The 23,538-nt window shown below is 64.9% G+C and carries 22 protein-coding genes; 13 read left to right on the top strand and 9 right to left on the bottom strand.

All coding sequences use genetic code 11. The features are described 5' to 3' along the window. Nucleotides 1-72: 72 nt before the first annotated feature. The 3 genes from JJC00_RS17905 to JJC00_RS17895 form a co-directional block, all read right to left on the bottom strand. Complete coding sequence (locus JJC00_RS17905; RefSeq protein WP_200474150.1) at nt 73-840, bottom strand: CPBP family intramembrane glutamic endopeptidase; 768 nt, start codon at nt 838-840, stop codon at nt 73-75. Nucleotides 841-863: 23 nt separating this feature from the next. After that, on the bottom strand, nt 864-2,507 hold the full coding sequence (locus JJC00_RS17900) for an acyl-CoA dehydrogenase family protein (RefSeq protein WP_200473793.1): 1,644 nt from the start codon (nt 2,505-2,507) through the stop codon (nt 864-866). Between the two features lie 97 nt (nt 2,508-2,604). Further along, nucleotides 2,605-3,354 carry a M15 family metallopeptidase gene (locus JJC00_RS17895; RefSeq protein ID WP_200473792.1) on the bottom strand — a complete coding sequence of 250 codons (750 nt, stop codon included), beginning with the start codon at nt 3,352-3,354 and terminating at the stop codon, nt 2,605-2,607. A 183-nt stretch (nt 3,355-3,537) separates the two neighbouring features. Here JJC00_RS17895 and JJC00_RS17890 point away from each other — a divergent pair, with 183 nt between their 5' ends. From JJC00_RS17890 to JJC00_RS17875, 4 genes are all read left to right on the top strand, one after another. After that, on the top strand, nt 3,538-4,485 hold the full coding sequence (locus JJC00_RS17890) for an aspartate carbamoyltransferase catalytic subunit (RefSeq protein ID WP_148754911.1): 948 nt from the start codon (nt 3,538-3,540) through the stop codon (nt 4,483-4,485). A gap of 5 nt (nt 4,486-4,490) precedes the next feature. After that, nucleotides 4,491-5,792, top strand: a complete 1,302-nt coding sequence (locus JJC00_RS17885) for a dihydroorotase (RefSeq protein ID WP_200474149.1) — start codon at nt 4,491-4,493, stop codon at nt 5,790-5,792. Between the two features lie 32 nt (nt 5,793-5,824). Then, entirely contained in the window at nt 5,825-6,421 is a 597-nt protein-coding gene (gene plsY, locus JJC00_RS17880; protein ID WP_200473791.1) for a glycerol-3-phosphate 1-O-acyltransferase PlsY, read from the top strand. Between the two features lie 150 nt (nt 6,422-6,571). Beyond that, entirely contained in the window at nt 6,572-7,771 is a 1,200-nt protein-coding gene (locus JJC00_RS17875; protein WP_200473790.1) for a patatin-like phospholipase family protein, read from the top strand. Here the strand turns inward: JJC00_RS17875 and JJC00_RS17870 are convergent. Continuing rightward, entirely contained in the window at nt 7,763-9,007 is a 1,245-nt protein-coding gene (locus tag JJC00_RS17870; RefSeq protein WP_200473789.1) for an amidase, read from the bottom strand. The genes JJC00_RS17875 and JJC00_RS17870 overlap by 9 nt on opposite strands. Nucleotides 9,008-9,097: 90 nt before the next feature. Between JJC00_RS17870 and dprA the strand changes: the two genes are divergently transcribed. Next, nucleotides 9,098-10,240: a DNA-processing protein DprA gene (gene dprA, locus JJC00_RS17865; RefSeq protein ID WP_200473788.1), complete on the top strand. Its 1,143-nt coding sequence runs from the start codon at nt 9,098-9,100 to the stop codon at nt 10,238-10,240. On the opposite strand, the gene JJC00_RS17860 is transcribed toward dprA, so the two are convergent. After that, nucleotides 10,237-10,647, bottom strand: a complete 411-nt coding sequence (locus JJC00_RS17860) for a winged helix-turn-helix transcriptional regulator (RefSeq protein ID WP_200473787.1) — start codon at nt 10,645-10,647, stop codon at nt 10,237-10,239. The two genes, dprA and JJC00_RS17860, sit on opposite strands and share 4 nt — an antisense overlap. Nucleotides 10,648-10,730: 83 nt before the next feature. Here JJC00_RS17860 and JJC00_RS17855 point away from each other — a divergent pair, with 83 nt between their 5' ends. Further along, entirely contained in the window at nt 10,731-11,339 is a 609-nt protein-coding gene (locus tag JJC00_RS17855; RefSeq protein ID WP_200473786.1) for an FMN-dependent NADH-azoreductase, read from the top strand. A gap of 57 nt (nt 11,340-11,396) precedes the next feature. On the opposite strand, the gene JJC00_RS17850 is transcribed toward JJC00_RS17855, so the two are convergent. Then, entirely contained in the window at nt 11,397-11,579 is a 183-nt protein-coding gene (locus JJC00_RS17850) for a hypothetical protein (protein WP_200473785.1), read from the bottom strand. A gap of 177 nt (nt 11,580-11,756) precedes the next feature. Further along, entirely contained in the window at nt 11,757-12,530 is a 774-nt protein-coding gene (locus JJC00_RS17845) for a glucose 1-dehydrogenase (protein WP_200473784.1), read from the bottom strand. 121 nt (nt 12,531-12,651) lie between these two features. On the opposite strand from JJC00_RS17845, the gene JJC00_RS17840 reads away from it, so the two are divergent. Next, nucleotides 12,652-13,119: a winged helix-turn-helix transcriptional regulator gene (locus JJC00_RS17840; protein WP_200473783.1), complete on the top strand. Its 468-nt coding sequence runs from the start codon at nt 12,652-12,654 to the stop codon at nt 13,117-13,119. Between the two features lie 118 nt (nt 13,120-13,237). On the opposite strand, the gene JJC00_RS17835 is transcribed toward JJC00_RS17840, so the two are convergent. Then, nucleotides 13,238-14,509: an IS110 family transposase gene (locus JJC00_RS17835; protein WP_200473943.1), complete on the bottom strand. Its 1,272-nt coding sequence runs from the start codon at nt 14,507-14,509 to the stop codon at nt 13,238-13,240. Between the two features lie 432 nt (nt 14,510-14,941). Next, nucleotides 14,942-15,181 carry a hypothetical protein gene (locus tag JJC00_RS17830; protein WP_200473782.1) on the bottom strand — a complete coding sequence of 80 codons (240 nt, stop codon included), beginning with the start codon at nt 15,179-15,181 and terminating at the stop codon, nt 14,942-14,944. A 226-nt stretch (nt 15,182-15,407) separates the two neighbouring features. Here JJC00_RS17830 and topA point away from each other — a divergent pair, with 226 nt between their 5' ends. The 6 genes from topA (at nt 15,408) to rpmG (ending at nt 23,493) form a co-directional block, all read left to right on the top strand. Continuing rightward, nucleotides 15,408-18,146 carry a type I DNA topoisomerase gene (topA, locus tag JJC00_RS17825; protein ID WP_200473781.1) on the top strand — a complete coding sequence of 913 codons (2,739 nt, stop codon included), beginning with the start codon at nt 15,408-15,410 and terminating at the stop codon, nt 18,144-18,146. An 8-nt stretch (nt 18,147-18,154) separates the two neighbouring features. Next, the gene (gene rnr, locus JJC00_RS17820; RefSeq protein WP_200473780.1) at nt 18,155-20,500 is read left to right on the top strand and encodes a ribonuclease R; all 2,346 of its coding nucleotides are present in this window, start codon (nt 18,155-18,157) and stop codon (nt 20,498-20,500) included. Continuing rightward, nucleotides 20,494-20,934, top strand: coding sequence for a DUF983 domain-containing protein (locus tag JJC00_RS17815; protein ID WP_200473779.1), 441 nt, complete (start codon nt 20,494-20,496; stop codon nt 20,932-20,934). The genes rnr and JJC00_RS17815 overlap by 7 nt, the downstream gene beginning before the upstream one ends. Nucleotides 20,935-20,966: 32 nt before the next feature. Next, complete coding sequence (locus JJC00_RS17810) at nt 20,967-21,716, top strand: NUDIX hydrolase (protein WP_200473778.1); 750 nt, start codon at nt 20,967-20,969, stop codon at nt 21,714-21,716. Between the two features lie 159 nt (nt 21,717-21,875). After that, complete coding sequence (locus JJC00_RS17805) at nt 21,876-23,201, top strand: LLM class flavin-dependent oxidoreductase (RefSeq protein ID WP_200473777.1); 1,326 nt, start codon at nt 21,876-21,878, stop codon at nt 23,199-23,201. Between the two features lie 124 nt (nt 23,202-23,325). Then, the gene (rpmG, locus tag JJC00_RS17800; RefSeq protein ID WP_057756569.1) at nt 23,326-23,493 is read left to right on the top strand and encodes a 50S ribosomal protein L33; all 168 of its coding nucleotides are present in this window, start codon (nt 23,326-23,328) and stop codon (nt 23,491-23,493) included. The last annotated feature ends 45 nt before the right edge of the window (nt 23,494-23,538 follow it).

Below are 23,538 nucleotides of genomic sequence, written 5' to 3'. Positions count from 1 at the left end.
AACGGGGCTCTAGATTCTTGTTTTGACGCGTTTTCTTGACGCGAACCGGTATCCACTTCGCTCGAAAACGCTCTAGCCACCCAGCCACATCGTCAGCACCACCGCGGTCATGTTGTTCAGCGCATGCAGCACGATGGTGAGCCAGAGCGAGTTGGCGCGGTGGCGCATGTAGCCGAACCAGAGGCCGATGGAGAAGACCTCGGCGAGGAAGTACAAATCGTATTGCAGATGCACCGCCGTCCACACCAGGGACGACAGGATGATGGCGCCGGGCACGCGCAGGAAGCTCGCCGACCAGCCGCGGAGGAGGAAGCCGCGCGCGAGCACCTCTTCCGACATCGGCGCCGCCACGCTGAAGGCGAACAGGAGGAGCAACGCTGCGCCTTTGTCGCGGCCGGATTTCAAGAGATCGGTCATGAAGCCCGGCGTGGCCTCGCGCCCGAGGGATCGCGACACCACCTCCCAGGCCATCACGGTCACGATAAGCCCGGCGGCGCCGAGTAAAAATTGCCTCCAGGTCGGCCAGCGCAACGCGAGGTAATCGACGAAGGAGGCCTTCTTGATGCGGATGGCGAACCACACCGCCGCGAGCGTCGCGGGTAGGCCCATGATGACCGACAGCGCCAGCGCCTGCGGCTCGCGGCCGACAGACTGGATCGAGGCCATGTCGAGCGGCAGCCCGCGCATCGCCACCAGCAGCAGGATCGCCCCGACCTGGCCGACGAACATCGCGACGAAGACGAGCAGGCCCCACAGCGCCGTGCCCCAGAACTTCCAGACGCGCAGCAACGGCGCAGGCCTAACGATCAGCGGCGGATGATCGGGATTGAGGGAATCCATCAGGAGGCTTTCGGTTGGCAGGCTCACGGCAGCGCCCGCTCCAGCAGGCCACGCACGTCGCCGCCCTCGATCTCGACCGCGCCATACATGCTGGCGTGATTGGCGGCAAGGCGCGTGGCGGCGAACAATTTAGCGTGGTGGGACGAGACGCCGTTGAGTGCGGCTGCGGCGGCCAGCAGCGCCAGTTTCTCGACCGCGAGCCGCGCGACGCGCTCGCCATCGGCGCGGCGGAAGGTTTTTCCGATGAATGCGACCGCCTCGCCCGCCCCAGGCAGATCTTTCGTCTCGGCCGCAAGCGATTGCAGCACCGCCATCGCCGCATCCGGCTCGCGCGAAAGCGCGCGGAGCACGTCGAGGCACATCACATTGCCAGAACCTTCCCAGATCGCGTTGACCGGCGCCTCCCGATAATGGCGTGCCAAAATGCCATCCTCGACATAACCGTTGCCGCCGAGACACTCCATCGCCTCGTAGAGGAAGCTCGGCGCACTCTTGCAGGTCCAGTATTTGATCGCCGGCGTCAAAAGCCGCATGGAGGCGGCCTCCGCCGGTTCGTGGGGCGTACGGTCGAAGGCGCGGCAGAGCCGCATCACCAGCGCTGTGCTCGCCTCGACATGCAGCGCCATGTCGGACAGCACGGCCTGCATCAAGGGCTGATCGGCGAGATGCTTTTGAAATACGCTGCGGTGACGGGCGTGATGCAGCGCATGCGCGAGGCCTGAGCGCATCAGGCCGACCGACGCAATCGCGCAATCCTGCCGCGTCAGCTGCACCATCTGGATGATGGTGCGGATGCCCTTGCCCTCCTCGCCCACGGCTTCCGCGTAGGCGCCTGCGAATTCGACCTCGGAGGATGCATTGGAGCGGTTGCCAAGCTTGTCCTTCAGTCGCTGGAACTGGATGGCGTTGACCGATCCATCCGGCGCGAAGCGCGGCATGAAGAAGCAGGTCGGCCCTGCCTCGGCCTGCGCCAGCACGAGGAACGCATCGCACATCGGCGCCGACATGAACCATTTGTGGCCGGTGATGCGGTAGGAGCTGCCGTCGCGCACCGCGCGCGTCATGTTGGCGCGCACGTCGGTGCCGCCCTGCTTCTCGGTCATGCCCATGCCGAGCGTCATGCCGCGCTTGTCCCACCACGGCGCGAAGCTGGGATCGTAGCTCTTCGTCGACAGCACCGGCATCACGCGCGCGAGCAGGTCCGGCTGCATCGCCAGCGCCGCGACGGAGGCCCGTGTCATCGTGATCGGGCAGAGATGCCCGGTCTCGACCTGCGACGCCATGTAGAACTTTGCAGCGCGAATGACTTCAGCAGCATCGCCTGCAGGCTTGCCATCCGCAGTCCATGTCGAATTGTGCACGCCGGCATGCGCGCTGTGCGCCATCAGCTCGTGATAGGCGGGATGAAACTCGACCTGGTCGCGGCGATTGCCCTTGGCGTCGAAGCTACGAAGTTTCGGCGTATTCTCGTTCGCCGCGCGCCCGCGATCGGCCATTGCGGCCGAACCCCAATGCTTGCCGAACTGGGAGAGCTCCCGCTCCGCCGCAGCGCCGCCATTGGCTTTCACGGCGTCGACCAGCGGCCGATCCACGGCAAACAGGTCGATGTCCTCGAATGGCGGCGACTGGTTGAAGACCTCGTGGGTCGCGAAGCTCGGCTGGGTCATATGCGCTTCCGATCACATCTGTCTCGGCACGGACGGTGCCACCTCTCCCCTTGGGAGAGGTAATCCGACTCGCGGCTGCTTCCACCTCAATTTAACTCTACCTCGTCCGCGGTTGGATCGGGAAATCATAGGCCGCCCCGCCCGCCCCCGGCAGGGAAAAATGCCACCACTCCTTCGAATAGTTCACAAAGCCTTGCTTCGCCATCGCAGTCACCAGCCCCTTGCGCCAGGCGCGCTGATCCGGATTGATCGACGTTACAGCGGTATGCCCTTTCGCATCGGTGCAATCATAGCCGGTCCCCATGTCGACGCTGCCTTCCGGCAGCCGCGCCTCGACCGGCGCCGTGCAGTCGGCGTAGGATTTTGACGGATCGATCCTGGCGGAATTGTCAGCCTTGAGATCGACCAGCGTGAGGTCGAGCGCCGCCCCCGTGGAATGCTGCGAGCGGCTCGCGATATAGCCGAGGCGGAACAGCTCGGTCTTGGGGATTCGCGGATTGTAGCGCCGATCGGCGGCGGTCTCGTGGCCGTTCTGCGACCACTTTACCATGTCGAGCGAGGCGCGCGCCGGCCGGTAGCAGTCGAACATTTTCAGCGACAGGTTCTGTGCCGCCAGATCCTGCTGGACCGCCTTGAGCCGCAGCCCCACCTCCCGCTTCACCACGCATTCGCCGGCGCCGTAGCCGGCGAGCGGACGGCCGACGAAATTGTTCGGCGTCGCGTAGCGGATGTCCTGGATGATGGTGGGGTCGACGTCGCGCAAATAGACGAAGCCGCCGGGGAGCGATTGGGCCTGGGCTGATGAAATGGCGATGATTGATACAAATGCAGCAAGAATTGATTTCATGATGCTTCCTTGTCCGTCAGCGTCATTCCGGGACGATGCGAAGCATCGAAATCTCGAGATTCCGGGTCTGGCGCTCGCGCGCCATCCCGGAATGACTGAGCGGGAGACAGATCAGGGGATAAGTCCCCACCCCGGCATTGGCCCTTGCTCCCCCCGCCATCCGCGCCTATAGCTCTCGCTTTAATGACATCGAAATCGACCTTCGTCCTCGGCCACCGGCATTTGCTGGGCATCGAGGGCCTTTCCGCGGCCGACATCAGCGGCCTCCTCGACCTGTCCGAAGAATATGTCGAGCTCAACCGCCAGGTTGACAAGAAGCGCACCGTCCTGCGTGGACGGACGCAAGTAAACCTCTTCTTCGAAGCCTCGACCCGGACCCAGTCTTCGTTCGAGCTCGCCGGGAAACGCCTCGGCGCCGACGTCATGAACATGTCGGTGTCCTCCTCGTCCATCAAGAAGGGCGAGACGCTGGTCGATACCGCGATGACGCTGAACGCCATGCATCCGGATATATTGGTAGTGCGCCATCACGCCTCCGGCGCGGTGGAACTGCTGGCCCGCAAGGTTGACGGTTCCGTGATCAATGCCGGCGACGGCGCGCATGAGCATCCGACCCAGGCGCTGCTCGACGCGCTCACCATCCGCCGCAACAAGGGCCGGATCGAGGGGCTCGTGGTGGCGATCTGCGGCGACGTGCTGCATTCGCGCGTGGCCCGCTCCAACATCATCCTGCTCAACGCCATGGGCGCCCGGGTCCGCGTCGTCGGCCCCTCCACGCTGCTGCCGCCCGGCATCGAGCGGATGGGCGTCGAGGTCGCGCGCGACATGCGCGAGGGGCTCAACGGCGCGGATATCGTCATGATGCTGCGGCTGCAGCGCGAGCGGATGAACGGCTCCTTCGTGCCGTCGACCTCCGAATATTTCCACTATTTCGGGCTCGACCAGAAGAAGCTCGCCTACGCCAAGCCCGACGCACTGGTGATGCACCCCGGCCCGATGAACCGCGGCGTCGAGATCGACACCGCGGTCGCCGACGGCGCTCAGTCCCTGATCCGCGAACAAGTGGAGATGGGCGTGGCCGTGCGCATGGCGGTGCTGGAAGCGCTCGCCCGTAACCTGCCGAACGCGTGATGCTCATGCTGATTGACCGCCGCCCCATCCTGCTCGCCAACGCCCGCGTCGTCGATCCCAGCAGGGATTTCGACGGCCCTGGCGACGTCCTGATTGCCGACGGCATCATCCGCGAGACCCGCCGCGGCATCGGTGCGGCCGGCGTCCCCGAGGGAACCGACGTCGTCAATTGCTCCGGCAAGATCGTCGCGCCCGGCCTGATCGACATGCGCGCCTTCGTCGGCGAGCCCGGCTTCAGCCATCGCGAGACCTTTGCCTCCGCGAGCCAGGCGGCCGCGACCGGCGGCATCACCACTATCATCTGCCAGCCCGACACCTCTCCGGTGATCGACAACTCGGCGACCGTCGATTTCGTGATGCGGCGCGCGCGCGATACCGCGATCGTCAACATCCAGCCGATGGCGGCGCTGACCAAGGGCATGCGCGGCGAGGAGATGACCGAGTTCGGCCTGCTCAAGGCCGCCGGCGCCGTGGCCTTCAGCGACGGCGACCGCAGCGTGACCAATGCGCAGGTGATGCGCCGCGCGCTGACCTACGCCCGCGATTTCGGCGCGCTGATCGTGCATCACACCGAGGACCCCGATCTCGTCGGCGAAGGCGTGATGAACGAAGGCGAGTTCGCCTCGCGCCTCGGCCTGATGGGCATCCCGAAGGCCGCCGAGGCCGTGATCCTCGAGCGCGACATGCGCCTGGTCGCGCTGACCGGCGGCCGCTATCACGCCGCTTCGCTGTCCTGCATCGAGTCGCTCGAGATCTTGAAGCGCGCCCGCGACGCCGGCCTCGCCGTCAGCGCCTCGGTTTCGATCAACCATCTTGCGCTGAACGAGAACGACATCGGCCCCTACCGTTCCTTCCTGAAACTGTCGCCGCCGCTGCGCACCGAGGACGATCGCCGTGCGCTGGTGGAGGCCGTGGCCTCCGGCCTCGTCGACGTCATCATGTCCGATCACAATCCGCACGACGTCGAGATGAAGCGCCTGCCGTTTGCAGAAGCGGCCCCAGGCGCCATTGGCCTCGAGACCATGCTGCCAGCGGGCCTGCGGCTGGTGCACAATGACGAGCTCGACCTCAAGACGCTGATCCGGGCGATGTCGACGCGGCCGGCCGAACTGCTCGGCCTGCCGGGCGGAACCCTGCGCGTCGGCAGCCCAGCCGACGTCGTCGTGATCGACCCCGATGTGCCCTGGGTGGTCGACCCCGCCGACCTCAAATCGCCCTGCAAGAACACCCCGTTCGACGAAGCCCGCTTTACAGGCCGCGCTATCAGGACCATCGTCGGCGGACGAACGGTTTACGAGCATGTCTAATGGGCGCTGGCTATGTCAGCCATGGAGACACGATGGGGCTTGATGCATTCCTGCCGGTCGCCTTCGTCATCGGCTATTTGCTCGGCTCGATTCCGTTCGGGCTGGTGCTGACCAGGCTCGCCGGCACGCAGGATATCCGCTCGATCGGTTCCGGCAGCATCGGCGCCACCAACGTGCTGCGCACAGGGCGCAAGAGCCTTGCCGCGGGCACCCTGCTGCTCGACGCGCTCAAGGGCACTGCAGCGGTCTTGATCGCGTTTCACATCGCTGGACTGGACGCTGCAATGCTGGCCGGGTTCGGTGCCTTTCTGGGCCACCTCTTCCCGGTCTGGCTCAAATTCAAGGGCGGCAAAGGCGTCGCCGTCTATATTGGAATCCTGCTCGGCCTGTTGCCCGCCGCAGCGCTGGTGTTCTGCCTGCTCTGGCTCGCAACCGCTTTTACCACCCGCTACTCCTCCCTGTCTGCGCTGGTCGCAGCCTTCATTACGCCGCTGTTCCTGTGGTGGTTCAGCGACCCCAAACTAGCCTCGCTGGCCGTGGTGCTGACGCTGATGCTGTTCTACGCGCATCGCGAGAACATCAAGCGCTTGCGAGCGGGCAAGGAAAGCCGGATCGGCGAGAAAGCGTAAAGCCGGAAAAAGTACGGATACCGCCGCAGGGTCTCCGCATTATCTGCCAAATCCTGTTCGCAACTCCGATCCGACACACGGCAGGGTGTGGCGAACGGTTCCCATGCCTGTCATCCTGAAAGAAGACATGGCGTTACGCGGTAGCTCAGAATGAGCGAGAAGATTGACGGCACGCATGATGAACGCGGCTCGCAGGGCACCGCGGCAAGCCGGCTGCTCTCGTCGACCAACATCTGGTCCGATCCGCCCCCACCGCCCCCATCGCCTGCGCCAAAGCCTGTCGCCGTTCCCCCGCCTGCATCGCAGCCTGATCCCATCGCGCAAGTTCGGCCGCCGGTCGAGGTCGTAACCACCGCCTCGCCTGCTGCGCCCGTACAGGCCCGCGCCGAACCATGGCCGCCGCGAAAGCTTTCACTGGCGCTTCAGGGCGGCGGGACTTTTGCCGCCTTCACCTGGGGCGTGCTGGAACGGCTGCTCGAAGAGCCGTCCATTGAGTTCGATACGATCAGCGGCGCCAGCGCCGGCGCCATCAACGCGCTGCTGCTCGCCGGCGGCCTTGCCGAAGGCGGCCGCGAAGGCGCGCGCAGCCGGCTGAACCGATTCTGGGTCCGGCTGATGCACGAGGCCTCGTTCCGCTCGTTGATGCTGATCGGCGGCTTCTCCCCGCCGGGAAGCTCGGTCGCGTTCGGGCCGGCGCTGCGCTCCGGCCAGTTCGATCCGTTCGATCTCGATCCGCTGCGCCTGGCGCTGTCGCGCGACATCAATTTTGCGGCCTTGCGCGATGCCAAATGCCCAAAGCTTTTGATCGCGGCGACGCGAATCCGCGACGGGCAGCAGCAGATTTTTGACAACGACGCGATCACTGCCGACGTCGCGCTGGCCTCGACCTGCCCGCCGCTGGTTCACTGTGCCGTCGAGATCGACGGCGAGGCCTATTGGGACGGCGGCTTTGGCGGCAATCCGCCGCTGATCAAACTGGCGAAGGAATCGGCAACCGCCGACCTGCTGCTGGTCCAGGTCACGCCCACGCGCGACAGCTATGTGCCGATCACGCTCGCCGCGATCGACCGCCGCCTCGACCAGATCGCCGCCAATGCCGCGCTCAAGGCCGAGATCGCGGCGATCGCATGGGCGCAGTCGCACGCAGCACCCGCGCTGCGGCTTACAAAAATCGCGGCAGAAGACTCGATCGAGGGTCTGGCGCAGCGCTCGTCGGCCGATCTCGGCCGCGGCTTCATTCGCCTGTTGCACCGAAGCGGCCGCGCAGCCGCCGAGCGCTGGCTCGGGCAAGGCGCTGATGGCGCCGAGCCCCAACGCACCCTGCCCGTGGCCGAGCCCGCGCTAGCCTGATTTGGCCAGCGCGTTTTCCAAAAACCACGCCGCCGCCAATGCGCCCGGATCGTTGCCGAAGCGTGCGATCACCTGCACGCCGATCGGGAGGCCACCGATCTTCATCACCGGCACGTTGACGCAAGGGTTGCCCATCAGCGTCCACAGCCGGTTGTAGCGGGGCGAGCCGGTCGAGGCGAGCTCCTTGGCCGGCGCAGTACCCGGCGCCGAATAGGTGAGCAGCACGTCGAAACCTTCGAACAGCTCGCCAAGCTCGCGACGTCCGCGGCGGGCGATCCGGCGAGCGTCGTCATATTCCTGCGGCGTCAGTCCGACGGTCTCATCGAGGCTGGCGCGCAGCATCGGCGCGATCTCGTCGTGGCGCGCGTCAAATTCCCAGGCGAGCGCGCGATGCGCCTCAAAATCCTGGATGATCGGATGGATGCGCCAGGCCTCCTGCACTGCCTCGGGCAGATCGATGGTCTGCACGCTGGCGCCGGCCTTCTCGGCCGCCTTGATGGCAACCTGCAAGCCCTCCTCAGCCGCCGGCTCCACGGCCTCGGCGAACTCCTGCCGGACCACGCCGATACGCGGCGCCTTCGCCGCGACAATGCCGGAGAATTCGGTGCGGCCGGTCATCGCCAACAGGCCGCGCGCGAGATCTTCCGCGCGCGATCCGAACAGGCCGACTGTGTCCAGCGCCCACGAGTAGCATTTCACGCCCACCGTCGGCAGCATCCGGAACGACGGTTTTATCGCAGCAGCACCGCAATAAGCCGCGGGGCGGATCACCGAGCCGCCAGTCTGCGTGCCCAGCGCAAGCGGGATCATGCCGGCGCCGACAGCCGCCGCCGAGCCCGAGGACGAGCCGCCCGGCGTATGGCCGACATTGTGCGGATTGAGCGTCGGCGTCGGATCGCGCGAGGCGAACGCCGTGGTCGTGGTCTTGCCGATGATGGTGGCACCTGCCCGCTTCAGCATCATCACCACAGGCGCGTCCGAGCGCGGCTGCCAGCCGCGATAGATCTCCGAACCCATCTCGGTCGGCAGATTGGCGGTGTCGATGATGTCCTTGATGCCGACCGCAATACCCCGCAGCGGGCCGGAGGCCTGCGCCTTTGCCGACTTGTCGTGACGAACGAAGGCGCGGACGTCCTTCTCTTTGGCTTCGATCGCCGCATGCGACTGGGCGATGGCGTCATCGGGCGAAAGCTCCCCCGCTTCAATGCGGCGCTGGAGGTCGGCGAGTGAGATCATGGCAAAATCCTTCTTATTGGGATCGCTTTTAGCATCGCGACGAGGCCGCGCAAGCGCACGCCCCTGTTGCTCACGCCCTCAGGTTGTTCCATGCTGGCCCCACAAGGAGATGCCGTGGACGCCATCCACCGAAACGCAGAGCTGACCGAGGCTGACAGGGTCGACCGGCTGCGGCTGATCCGCTCCGACAATGTCGGGCCGCGTACCTTCCGTTCGCTGGTCGATCACTTCGGCACCGCGCGTGCCGCGCTAGAGCGGCTGCCGGATCTGGCACGCCGCGGCGGTGCGTCGCGATCGGGGCGGATTTGTAGTGTGGATGAAGCGAAAGGTGAGCTCGCCGCAAGCCGCAAGTTCGGCATCGCCTGGCTCGCGCCCGGCGAGGACGGCTACCCGGCACGGCTCGCGACGCTCGACGATGCGCCACCGCTGCTCGCCGTGCGCGGCGACAACGCGACGCTGATGCGTCCGATGATCGCGATCGTCGGCTCGCGCAACGCTTCCGGCGCTGGGCTAAAATTCGCCGGCCAGCTCGCGCGCGAGCTTGGCGAAGCCGGCTTCATCATCATCTCGGGGCTTGCCCGCGGGGTCGACCAGGCCGCACATCGCGCGAGCGTCGAGAGCGGCACGATCGCGGTGCTCGCCGGCGGGCATGATTGCATCTATCCGCCCGAGCATGGCGACCTGCTCGCCGCGATCCTCGATCATTCGGGCGCGGCGATCTCCGAAATGCCGCTCGGCCACGACCCGCGCGCCCGCGATTTTCCCCGCCGCAACCGGCTGATCTCGGGCGCCGCGCTCGGCGTGGTCGTGGTGGAGGCCGCGCACCGCTCGGGCTCGCTGATCACCGCGCGCATGGCCGCCGAACAGGGCCGCGAGGTGTTCGCGGTCCCCGGCTCGCCGCTCGATCCGCGCGCCGCCGGCACCAACGATCTGATCAAGCAGGGCGCAACGCTGGTCACCGAAGCCGCCGACATCATCAACGCCGTCGCGCCGATCATGCAGCGACCGCAGATGCATCCCGCAGGTGAGCTCGACAGCGAGCCGTTCGAGGGCGATCCGCAGGGGCATGACCGCGACCAAATCACCGGCCTGCTCGGCCCCGTCCCCATCTCGATCGACGATCTCGTGCGGATGTCCGGCGCCTCACCCGCGATCGTGCGCACGGTGCTGCTGGAACTCGAGCTCGCCGGCCGGCTCGAACGCCACGGCGGCGGACTGGTGTCGCTGCTTTAAGAGCCGTTGCGCTCGTCGAAGCGCGTGCGTGCCGCCGCGATCTGCTCCTGATGCGCGATCGCCCATTCGCCCAGCGCCTTCACCGGCTGCTGGAGCCCGCGGCCGAGATCGGTCAGCTCGTAATCGACGCGCGGCGGAATGGTCGGGAAGATGGTGCGCGTGACGAGGCCGTCGCGCTCGAGCCCGCGCAAGGTCAGCGTCAGCATCCGCTGCGAGATGCCATTGATCATGCGCTTCAGCTCGTTGAAGCGCTTGGGCCCGTCGCTCAGCATCATGATGACGAACACGCTCCATTTGTCGCCGACGCGCGACAGGATCGAGGCCACGCCACGGCAGTCGGGATGGTCGGGGTCCGGCACCCGCGGTGCAGGCAAATCGGTGTGCGCAGGTCTCAAAGATGTGCCCATGGCTCAAAAAAGTGCGTTCTTGCGGGGAATTCCACAGTCACTCATGTAGTGCGGGTTACAAATCTATACCACGGGTGACCCAAATGAAACTCCTCCATATCGACTCCAGCGTGCTCGGCCCCCACTCCGTCTCCAGGCAGGTTTCCGCCGCCGTCGTCGACCGGCTGCGGCAGGCCACGCCCTCGCTCGACCTCGTCTATCGCGACCTGACCCAGACTCCGCTTGCTCACCTCACCGGCTCGCATCTTGCGGCAGCCCAGGGCGCGCCTGCGCCCGCGGAACTCGCACCCGATCTCGCGGCGAGCGCGGCCGTTCTGAACGAGTTCCTCGATGCCGACATCGTCGTGATCGGCGCGCCGATGTACAACTTCACCATCCCGAGCCAGCTCAAGGCCTGGATCGACCGCATCCTCGTGGCGGGGAAGACCTTCAAGTACGGCGCGAACGGGCCGCAGGGTCTTGCCGGCGACAAGCGCCTGATCGTGGCGATCTCACGCGGCGGCTATTACGGCGCCGATACGCCTGCCGCGCTCGGCGAACATCTCGAAACCTACCTGCGCTGGGTGTTCGGCTTCATCGGCATCACCCATCCCGAGTTCATCCTCGCCGACGGCATCAAGGTCGGGCCGGATCATCGCGAGAAAGCGCTAGCCGGCGCGCTTCAGGCCGCCACCAGCTTGCGTGCGGCGTAAGGCGCATGCCGAAACAGCCGCTGCCGAACTCCGGCGGCGGCTGACAGATCGACCAGACTAAAACCAGGAGCCCTGCACGCCGAGGATCACGGCAGCGAGCGAAATGAGCAGGCCGATGCCGGAAAAGATGGCGACCCCGATGAACTCCGACGTGTCGGAGCGTTTGGAGGGAACTGAGGAACGTTCGGTGTAAATACGCGGTGCTGAAATCGGAGAATAAATGCGGGCTGCCTTTGGCATCACGGGCTCCCTTAAAAATGAGTCTTATGACCCCCTACGCGTAAGAGTGTCTTTGCAGCGCCAGCGAAGGTTCAATGCTTCACGCAAAGGTTCAGAAAATACGCCTCGCAAGACGATGGAACCATCCGGCGCAACTTGCGTGCCGCACCGGATGGATTCAATTTGGGCGTGATTCGATCAACCGCGATAGATCGGCGCGCCGCTCGGCGAGGCCACTGCGCCGCCATCGACGAAGATCTCCTGGCCCTGGATGTGCGCGGCATCGTCCGACGCAAGGAACAGCACCGTCTTCGAGATGTGATCTGGTTCACCAATGCGCCCGAGCGGCGTCGACAGCCCGATGCGCTTCTCGAACGCCTTCTCCGCCTCCGGTGTTGCGATCGCCGCGCCCCAGATCGGCGTGCGGATCGCACCCGGCGCGACCACGTTGACGCGAATGCCGCGCGGCGACAGTTCCGAGGCCATGATCCGCGCCATCGCGCGCACGCCGGCCTTCGCCGCGCCATAGGCCGAGTAACCGGGAATGCCGAGCACGGAGATCACCGAGCCGTTGAGGATGATCGAGGCGTTGTCGTTGAGATAAGGCAGCGCAGATTGAACCGTGAAGAACACGCCGGTGAGATTGGTGCTGATCACCTTCTCGAAGGTCTCGAGCGTCGCCGACCCGAGCGGCGTGCTGCCGGGAATGCCGGCATTGGCAAACACGATGTCGAGCTTGCCGAACTTTTCGGCGCCCTGCTTGATCGCAGCCTCGGTCGCGGCGATCTCCGTGGCGTCGGCAGCAAGCGCGAGTGCGTTCGGACCGAGCTCCTTCGCGGCGGCCTCCAGCGTCTCCTTGTTGCGCCCGGTGACGATCACCTTGGCGCCCTCGGCCACGAATACCTTGGCCGTCGCCAGTCCAATGCCGCTGTTGCCGCCGGTAATCAGTGCCGTCTTGTTCTTCAACCTCATGCTCGCCTCCAGTGGTTGCATAATGAAACTCAGTTGCCATTTAGGGCAGTTGGTTTTATAATGCAACCACACAAGGGCGTGATCGGTGCCAGGATCGGGCGAACACGACAGGACCAGGACAATGGTGAAACGAACGAGTTTTGAGGGCGACGGTTGCCCGGTCGCGCGGTCGCTGGAGGCGATCGGCGACTGGTGGACACTCCTGATCATCCGCGAAGCGATGCTCGGCCTTTGCCGCTTCGGCGAGTTTCAGAGCAAGCTCGGGATGGCTAAGAACATTTTGTCGGCCCGGCTGCGATCGATGCTCGACCACGGCATTCTGGCGATGGTCCCCGCCTCCGACGGCAGCGCCTACCAGGAATATGTGCTGACGCCGAAAGGACGCGGCCTCTTCCCAATCCTGGTCGCGCTGCGGCAATGGAGCGAGGAGTTCGACGACACGCCCGAGGAGATCGACACCATCATGGTCGATCTCGCGAAAGGCCGCCCGGTAAAGAAGCTCGAGCTGCACGCCGAGGATGGACGGTTGCTCAGTCTGGCCGATATCACGCTGAAGCCCCGGCCAGCGCCGCGGCGGCGATCGGCTTGATAGGACGAAACTGTCGCCGCACTGTCATTGCGAGCGGAACGAAGCAATCCAGAGTCTCACCGCGGAGGGATTCTGGATTGCTTCGCTCCGCTAGGAAGAAACGGCTGATGGTTTAGCGTCAGGCGGCCTCCGCGATGGGCTGGAGTTGGACGGTGAAGCCCAGCTTTTTGAGGCGCGCGACGAGGCGGCTTGCTTGGACCTCCGTGGGCCGGCGGTCGAAGTAAGCAGCGCCGAGGTCGCGGTGCTCCGTGCCGTCTTTGAGGATGTGGTAGATTGCGGTGAGGATCGAGGCAGCGACGGCGCAGATAGCCTTTTGCGGCCCGCGCTTGGCCTGCAAGCGGAAGAACTGCGCCCGGTAGTAGCTGTTCTTTGTGCGCTTGGCAGCCCAGGCACATTGAATGAGCATCGTCTTGAGCCACGGCGCGCCCTTGCGCAGGCGCGAGGACTTGCGCTTGCCGGCGCTCTCGTTCTGTCCGGGACACAGTCCGGTCCAGGCGACGAGATGGCCAGCGGTCTGGAAGCGGCTCATGTCGGCGCCGATCTCGGACAGAATGGCCGGCGCCGCCACCGCGCTGACCCCGGGAATGGTGGTCAACAATCCGATCAAGTGGCGAAAGGGGATCTTGCCACCGTTGACCTCCGCTTCCATGCACTCGATCCGCTGAGCGATTTCGACATCAAGCTTGCGAATCGTCTCATCCAGGCCATCCCGCTGCTGCAGATGAAGCGCGAGCAGAAAGCGGTGGTGATCCGTCAGCCGCCCGTGCAACGCGTCGTAGAGCTCCTTCGGCGAGGCCTTGATCTGCTTGCCGGCTAGCTCGGCCAGCTTGTTGGGCTGCCGCACGCCCTCAATCATCGCCTGGATGATCCGCCGGCCGCTCGCGCCCATGATGTCGGAGATCACTGAGCCAAGCTTGATGTTGGCTTCTGCCAGCGTCTTCTCGATCCGCTGCACGTGCCGCGTCTGCTCGCGAACCAGCTGCTTGCGCGTCCGCGTCAGCGCGCGCAACTCCTGAACCTCCTCCTCCGGAATGAAGCTGCCCTTGATCAGCCCGCAGGCCAACAGATCGGCGATCCACATCGCATCGTTCATGTCGGTCTTGCGTCCCGGCACATTCTTGATGTGCGCGGCATTGGCGACGATCAGTTCAAAGGCGCCTTCGCCCAGGATTCGGAACACTGGCATCCAGTAGACGCCCGTCGCCTCCATCGCCACATGCGTGCACCGGCTTTCTTCCAGCCACCTTCGCAGCTCCCCAAGCTGTTCAGTCGCGGCTGCAAAGGTCCGGCACTCCCGCTGCGCCTTGCCGTCGACCATGATCCGCACACAGGCCACGACCGTGTCCTTGTGCACATCCAGGCCAGCCACCCGCTCGTACAGAATATCCATGCTGCTCTCCTCAACAGTTCGCGCCGGCGGCATAGGCGCCTGTCAGAAAAGAATGCTAGGAAGCGTGCTCCAGGGCCATGTTGCCCCTCCGCGCCAGTGTGGGTCATCCAGGCAACCCGGGTCCAACTCGCAACCGGGCTCTCACGCACCAGAGAGTAATCGACCTCTTTGCCGACGGCGCCCCAATCTACCGCCTCTCTCCACCCCCGAAAAGTTTCATCCAGCGCGCGTCAGCCCCTCAATGCTGGTCCCAACTCGCAATGACGATCGTTGAAGCAGCGCGCTCAAATCTAGCACCGTCACCCTGAGGTGCTCGCCTCTTCGGCGAGCCTCGAAGGGCGACGGCCCGGCTGCATCGCGGCCGTTCATCCTTCGAGGCTCCCTGCGTGATGCTTCGCATCGTGCCACTCGCGCCTCAGGATGACGGATCCCTCACGACAGCTTACGCTTGCTCCGCAGCCGAAGGTGCTCGTCAGCCTCTAGCTTGGTCATGCCCAAGAGATAATGCAGCACGTCGAGCTTGTGGCGCTCGGCGAGCTTGCGCAATGCGCCCACCTGCTCGGCGATGAAGGCCACGGCTTCATCGACGCCGCCCTCCCCCGGTTCCTCGTTGCGCGAGCCTCCCCGCGCGCCTCTTGCGGCGCGCGCCCGTTTCTTACCCGGCCTTGCCACCAGCCCCACCCGAATCCATGCCCCGCGGGAACATTACGCCGACATCGGCCACAACTCCAAGGTGGTATTTCGCAACTTTCTCGATATGAAACTTTTCCCATCTCGCAGGCTTTCAACACCCTTCGATTTGACAGCGGAGGCCTCACCACCCATGTTCGGGACGAAACGGCCGAACCGAATCTTGTCGACTCAGGCCTAGAATTTCCCCGTAAGTTACTGGAACTACATGAATATCGTCATTGTGGAGTCGCCGGCGAAAGCCAAGACGATCAACAAGTATTTGGGCTCGTCCTATGAGGTTCTGGCCTCGTTCGGCCATGTCCGGGACTTGCCGGCGAAGAACGGTTCCGTCGATCCCGACGCCAATTTCAAGATGATCTGGGAGATCGATCCCAAGGCGGCCGGCCGGCTCAACGACATTGCCAAGTCCCTGAAGGGTGCTGACCGCCTGATTCTGGCAACCGACCCTGATCGCGAGGGCGAAGCCATTTCCTGGCACGTGCTGGAGGTGTTGAAAGAGAAGCGGGCGCTGAAGGATCAGAAGATCGAGCGCGTCGTGTTCAACGCCATCACCAAGCAGGCCGTCACGGACGCGATGAAGCATCCGCGCCAGATCGACGGCGCGCTGGTCGATGCCTATATGGCCCGCCGCGCGCTCGACTATCTGGTCGGCTTCACCCTCTCCCCCGTGCTGTGGCGCAAGCTGCCGGGCGCCCGCTCGGCCGGCCGCGTGCAGTCGGTGGCGCTGCGGCTCGTCTGCGACCGCGAGCTCGAGATCGAGAAATTCGTCGCCCGCGAATATTGGTCGCTGATCGCGACATTGCTGACGCCGCGCGGCGATGCCTTCGAGGCGCGCCTTGTCGGCGCCGACGGCAAGAAGATCCAGCGCCTCGACATCGGCACCGGCGCGGAAGCCGAAGACTTCAAGAAGGCGCTGGAAACGGCTGCCTATGCCGTGACCGCGGTCGACGCAAAGCCCGCGCGCCGCAATCCGCAGGCGCCCTTCACCACCTCGACCTTGCAGCAGGAAGCCAGCCGCAAATACGGTTTTGCGCCGGCGCATACGATGCGGATCGCGCAGCGCCTTTATGAAGGCATCGACATCGGCGGCGAGACCACCGGACTCATTACTTATATGCGTACCGACGGCGTGCAGATCGATCCGTCCGCGATCACGCAGGCGCGCAAGGTGATCGGCGAGGACTACGGCAACGCCTATGTGCCGGACGCCCCGCGCCAGTACCAGGCCAAGGCCAAGAACGCCCAGGAAGCGCACGAAGCGATCCGCCCGACCGACATGTCCCGCCGTCCCGACAGCATGAGCCGCAAGCTCGATGCCGACCAGGCGCGGCTCTATGAGCTGATCTGGAAGCGCACCATCGCGAGCCAGATGGAATCGGCCGAGCTCGAGCGCACCACCGTCGACATCACGGCGAAGGCAGGTGCCCGCACGCTGGAGCTGCGCGCGACCGGCCAGGTCGTCAAGTTCGACGGCTTCCTCGCGCTTTACCAGGAAGGCCGCGACGACGAGGAGGACGACGATTCCCGCCGCCTGCCCGCGATGAGCCCGAACGACGCACTGAAGCGGAAGTCGCTCGCCGTCACCCAGCATTTCACCGAGCCGCCGCCGCGCTTCTCGGAGGCCTCGCTGGTCAAGCGCATGGAAGAGCTCGGCATCGGCCGGCCCTCGACCTATGCCTCGATCCTCCAGGTGTTGAAGGACCGCGGCTACGTCAAGCTGGAGAAGAAGCGCCTGCACGGCGAGGACAAGGGCCGCGTCGTGGTCGCGTTCCTGGAGAGCTTCTTCAACCGCTACGTCGAGTACGACTTCACCGCCAATCTCGAAGAGCAGCTTGACCGCATCTCCAACAACGAGATCTCCTGGCAGCAGGTGCTGAAGGATTTCTGGACCGGCTTCATCGGCGCCGTCGATGAGATCAAGGATCTGCGTGTCGCCCAGGTGCTCGACGTGCTCGACGAGATGCTGGGGCAGCACATTTATCCGCCCCGCGCCGATGGCGGCGACATCAGGCAGTGTCCGAGCTGCGGCAATGGCCGGCTCAATCTGAAGGCCGGCAAGTTCGGCGCCTTCGTCGGCTGCTCGAACTATCCGGAGTGCCGCTACACCCGTCAGCTCGCCGCCGACAGCGAGACCACCGCCGACCGTTCGCTCGGCCAGGACCCTGATACGGGTCGCGATGTCTGGGTCAAGGCCGGCCGCTTCGGGCCCTATATCCAGCTCGGCGAGCAGAAGGATTATGAGGAAGGCGAGAAGCCGAAGCGCGCAGGGATTCCCAAGGGCACCTCTCCGAGCGATGTCGAGCTCGAGCTTGCGCTGAAACTGTTGTCGCTGCCGCGCGAGATCGGCAAGCATCCGGAGACCGGTGAGCCGATCACCGCGGGCCTCGGCCGCTTCGGGCCGTTCGTGAAGCACGAGAAGACCTATGCCAGCCTGGAGGCCGGCGACGAGGTCTTCGACATCGGCCTCAATCGCGCGGTGACGCTGATTGCCGAGAAGGTTGCGAAGGGCCCGAGCCGGCGCTTCGGCGCCGACCCCGGCAAGGCGATCGGCGATCATCCGACGCTCGGCACCGTCACCGTGAAGGGCGGCCGCTACGGCGCCTATGTCACGGCTGGCGGCGTCAACGCGACGATCCCGAGCGACATCGAGAAAGACGCCATCACGCTGCCGCAGGCGATCGCGCTGATCGACGAGCGCGCTGCCAAGGGCGGTGGCAAGAAGCCGAAGAAGGCGGCGAAGCCGGCCAAGGCCAAGAAAGCTGCCGTGAAGGCCGGCGACGAGGCCGTGCCAAAGACGAAAAAACCGGCCGCGAAGAAGGCGGCCAAGCCCAAATCCGAATCCACCAGCAAGGCGCGCGCAGCCGTGTCGTCGACCGCCAAGACGTCGCCGACCAAGGCGTCCGCCGCCAAAGCTCCGGCCAAGAAAAGTGCCGGCACGACTTAAGAGGTTAAGTGAAACGCAAGAATGACCATGGCTTTCCCGACAGGAGCGCCATCGTCGCCTTCATCAAGGCACATCCAGGAAAGGTCGGGACCCGCGACATCGCGCGCGAGTTCGGCCTGAAGAACGCCGATCGCATCGAGCTCAAGCGCCTGCTGCGCGAGCTCGCCGACGACGGCACCATCAAGAAAAAGCGCCATACGGTCTCAGAGCCGGACAGCCTGCCGCCGACGCTGGTCGCCGACATCACCGGCCGCGACTCCGATGGCGAATTGATCGCTTCTCCAACCGAATGGGACGAGGTCGAAGGCGGCGAGCCCCCGAAAATCCGCATCCAGATGCCGCGCCGGCCGAAGCCGGGTACTGTTGCCGGCGTCCGCGATCGCGTGCTGCTGCGCGTCGAGCCGAGCAACGAGATCGAAGGCCCGGCCTATCGCGGCCACATCATCAAGGTCTTCGACAGGGCCAAGAGCCGCATCCTCGGCGTGTTCCGCAGCCTGCCGGAAGGCGGTGGACGGCTCGTTCCCGTCGACAAGAAGTCCGCCGACCGCGAGCTTAACATCGCCGCGGCTGACACGAACGGCGCGCAGGACGGCGACCTCGTCAGCGTCGACATCGTCCGCACGCGCAGCTTTGGTCTGGCGTCAGGCCGGGTGAAAGAGAAGCTCGGTTCGGTCAAGTCGGAGAAGGCGATCAGCCTGATCGCGATCTACGCCCACGACATCCCGCTGCAATTCTCTTCCCCCGCCGAGCGCGAAGCAGAAGCGGCGGAGCCCGCCAACCTGAAAGGGCGAGAGGACTGGCGCGACGTCCCGCTCGTCACCATCGATCCACCGGACGCCAAGGATCACGACGATGCGGTGCATGCGCAAGCCGATCCCGATCCGAACAACAAGGGCGGCTTCATCGTCGACGTCGCCATCGCCGACGTGAGCTTCTACGTCCGTCCGGGCACCGCGCTCGACCGTGACGCGCTCGACCGCGGCAACTCGGTCTATTTCCCCGACCGCGTCGTGCCGATGCTGCCCGAGCGGATCTCCAACAATCTCTGCTCGCTGGTGCCGGGCGAGCCGCGCGGCGCGCTCGCGGTGCGAATGATCATTGCCCCGGACGGACGCAAGCGTTCGCACTCATTCCATCGCATCCTGATGCGCTCGGCGGCGAAGCTGAACTACGCGCAGGCGCAGGCCGCGATCGACGGGCGGCCGGACGACACCACCGGCCCCCTGCTCGATCCGATCCTGAAGCCGCTCTATGCCGCTTATGCCTGCGTCAAGCGCGCGCGCGACGAGCGCGATCCGCTCAATCTCGATCTGCCCGAGCGCAAGATCCTCCTGAAGAGCGACGGCACGGTTGATCGTGTCGTCGTGCCTGAGCGTCTCGACGCGCACAAGCTGATCGAGGAGTTCATGATCCTCGCCAACGTCGCGGCAGCCGAGATGCTGGAGAAGAAGTCGCTCCCGCTGATCTACCGCGTGCACGACGAGCCGACGCTGGAAAAAGTCCACGCGCTCGCGGAATTCCTGGAGACGCTCGACGTCCCCTTCGCGAAAGGCGGCGCGCTGCGCCCCGCTCTGTTCAACCGCGTGCTGGCGCAGCTCGAAGGCCACGACCATTTCCCGCTGGTCAGCGAGGTGGTGCTGCGCGCCCAGGCGCAGGCCGAATATTCGTCCGAGAATTACGGTCATTTCGGGCTGAATTTGCGCCGCTACGCGCATTTCACTTCGCCGATCCGCCGCTATGCCGACCTCGTCGTGCATCGCGCGCTGGTCCGCGCGCTCGGGCTCGGCGAGGGTGCCCTGCCCGACAGCGAGACGCCGGAGAGCCTCGGCGAGGTCGCCGCGCATATTTCGCTGACGGAGCGGCGCGCGATGAAGGCGGAGCGCGAGACCGTCGACCGCCTGATCGCGCATCACCTCGCCGACCGCATCGGCGCGAGTTTCCAGGGTCGCGTCTCCGGCGTTACGCGCGCCGGGCTCTTCGTCAAACTCGCTGAAACTGGCGCCGACGGATTGATCCCGATCCGGTCCCTCGGCGCGGAATATTTCAACTATGACGAGGGCCGCCACGCGCTGGTCGGCACGCGCAGCCGCACCATGTACCAGCTCGGTGACGTCGTTGACGTTCGCCTGATCGAAGCAGCCCCCATCGCAGGCGCTCTTCGTTTTGAGCTGCTGTCGTCATCCAGCGAGACCGCGCCGCGCGACCGCAGACAAGCTGGTCCGCAACGCCGCCCGTCGCTCAAGGCTCATCCGGGACGTAGTCCGGAGAGAAAAAGCAAGCCGCCGAAGCCGAAATCCGGCAAACCGAAGAAGGGCAAGGGAAAGAACAAAGGCAAGAAGGGCAAGGCATGGTGACCATGAGCACAGCCCCAAAAATCTGGACACGCGAGACCGGCCTCGTCGAGAAGCGCGATGTCTGGGCGGCAATGAAGCGCGGCTTTCGCGGCCGCTGCCCGCGCTGCGGCCAGGGAAAACTGTTCCGCGCCTTCCTGAAGACGGCGGACAATTGCGCAAAATGCGGCCTCGATTTCACGCCGCATCGCGCCGACGATCTGCCTGCCTATCTCGTGATCGTCATCGTCGGCCACATCGTGGTGCCCACGATCCTCTGGATCGAAACCAACTACACCACGCCAGTCTGGTTCAGCTTTGCCACCTACCTGCCCTTCACCTTCTTCGCCTCGCTCGGGCTGTTGCAGCCGGTCAAGGGAGCTGTGGTCGGCCTGCAATGGGCTCTGCGCATGCACGGGTTTGACGAGAACCCGCCGGATGGTATTCCGCCTGTATAAGCAAAATAAGCAAGAACAGCTTGGGTGAGGATATGACGGATACGGCGCAGACGGCTGAGAAAGCCAAGGTGCACGAGGAGAAGGAAGCCGATCACCATCCCTACTTCCGTCCCCGGGATGCAGCCACACTGATCCTGGTCGATCGCAGCGGCGCCGTTCCAAAGGTCCTGGTCGGCAAGCGCCACGACAAGGTGGTGTTCATGCCCGGCAAGTTCGTCTTCCCCGGCGGCCGCGTCGACAAGGACGATTATCGCGTGCCGGTCGCGGCCCCCATCACGACTGAGCTAGAAGCTAATCTCGCCAAGGGCAGCCCGAAGACGCCGACCTCGCGCGCAAAATCGCTGGCGATTGCCGCGATCCGCGAGGCCTGCGAGGAGACCGGTCTTTGCCTCGGGCGCAAGAGCGAGGGCAAGGCCAGGCTCGAAGGCCCCTGGAAGCCATTCGCGGACGCAGGCCTCCTGCCCGATCCCTCCAGCCTGTACCTCATCGCCCGCGCGATCACGCCGCCCGGCCGCGTCAAGCGCTTCGATACGCGCTTCTTCACGGCGGATGCGTCCGCGATCACCCACCATGTCGAGGGCGTGATCCATGCGGATGCGGAGCTGGTCGAGCTGGTCTGGGTCGAGCTCGGTTCAAAACCGCTCGCCGATCTGCATCCCATGACACGGAATGTGCTCAACGAGCTCCACACCCGCCTTGCCACCGGCCCGCTGCGCCACGACGCGCCAGTGCCGTTCTTCCATTTCTACGGCGGCAAGATGCAGAAGGATATTTTGAGCTAAGGCGACATTCCGGGCTCGCGCGACGCGCGCCCCGGAATGACGAGATTGTGCTGAGCGGGCACCGAAAAACAAAAGAATCTTCCCGTCTGCCCCAATGGCGGAGTTCCCCGGCGTGCCTATGTCTTCCCCCAACGACACCAGAACGGGATTTTGGGCGCGATGGCACAACGGCAACTCAAGCTTGGCGCGTTCATGCGCCCGGTCAGCATCCACACCGGCGCCTGGCGCTATCCCGGGGCCTGGCCCGACGCCAATTTCAACTTTGGCCACATCAAGCAGCTGATCAGGAAGCTCGAGGCCGGCAAGTTCGACGCCTTCTTCATGGCCGATCATCTGGCCGTGCTGAACATGCCGGTCAACGCGCTCAAGCGCAGCCACACCGTGACCTCGTTCGAGCCGTTCACGCTGCTGTCGGCGCTCTCGGCCGTCACCGAGCGCATCGGCCTGATCGCCACGGGATCGACCACCTTCGACGAGCCCTATCATGTGGCGCGCCGCTTCGCCTCGCTCGACCATCTCAGCGGCGGGCGGGCGGGCTGGAACATCGTCACCACCTCGAACCCGGATGCCGCGCTGAATTTCGGCCTCGACGATCACATGGAGCATGCCGAGCGCTACAAGCGCGCCCGCGAATTCTACGACGTCGTCACGGGCTTGTGGGACTCCTTCGCCGATGACGCCTTCGTGCGCGACGTCGACAGCGGCCTTTTCTTCGATCCCTCGAAAATGCATGTGCTCGACCACAACGGCAAATATCTGAAGGTGCGCGGCCCCCTCAACATCGCCCGCCCCGTGCAGGGCTGGCCGGTGATCGTGCAGGCCGGCGCATCGGAAGACGGCAAGCAGCTCGCGGCCGAAACCGCGGAAGCCGTGTTCACCGGCGGCGGCAGCCTCGCCGACGGGCAAAAGCTCTATGCCGACATCAAGGGCCGCATGGAAAAGATCGGCCGCGATCCCGAGCACCTGAAAATCCTGCCCGGCGCCTTCGTCGTGGTCGGCGACAGCGTCGATGAGGCCAAGGAGAAGCGCGCTCTGCTCGACAGCCGCGTGCATTACGACAGCGCCATCGCCTCGCTCTCGGTCATCCTCGGCACCGATGCCTCCGGCTTCGATCCGGATGAGCAATTGCCTGATATCCCGGAGACCAACGCCAGCAAGAGCGGCCGCCAGCGCATGGTCGACCTCGCCAAGCGCGACAAGCTCACCGTGCGCCAGCTCGCCCAGCGCGTCGGCGGCTATGGCGGCCTGTCCTTCGTCGGCACCGCGAAAACCATCGCCGACCAGATGGAGGAATGGCTGGTCGGGCGCGGCTCCGACGGCTTCAACATCATGTTCCCATTCCTGCCGGCAGGCCTCGACGATTTCGTCGACAAGGTCGTCCCGGAGCTGCAGCGGCGCGGGATTTTCCGGAAAGAGTACGAAGGCGCTACTTTGAGGGAGAATCTGGGCCTCCCCCGGCCGAAAAACCGGTTCTTCGAGGCCTGATCGGGCCGATTTGAGTGGTTTTGGGCCGCTAAAACCTTGACATCAGGCGGTTTCTGGCTAGGTTGCCGGCCAACGCGGGCCGTTTGGCCGGCTCCAGATTCCCCAATATTCTGAGGTTCAGAACATGGCCAAAGCGGTCACCATCAAGGTCAAGCTCGTGTCCTCGGCTGACACCGGCTTCTACTACGTCGCCAAGAAGAATTCGCGCACCATGACCGACAAGCTGGTCAAGAAGAAGTACGATCCGGTCGCGCGCAAGCACGTCGAATTCAAGGAAGCCAAGATTAAGTAAGATCGGCGAAGCGTTAAAGCGTTTTACGGGGCCCTTTCGGGCCCC

Source organism: Bradyrhizobium diazoefficiens (assembly GCF_016616885.1).
In the GTDB taxonomy this organism is placed as follows: domain Bacteria; phylum Pseudomonadota; class Alphaproteobacteria; order Rhizobiales; family Xanthobacteraceae; genus Bradyrhizobium; species Bradyrhizobium diazoefficiens_F.
This window is presented reverse-complemented; position numbering and strand designations above follow the sequence as displayed.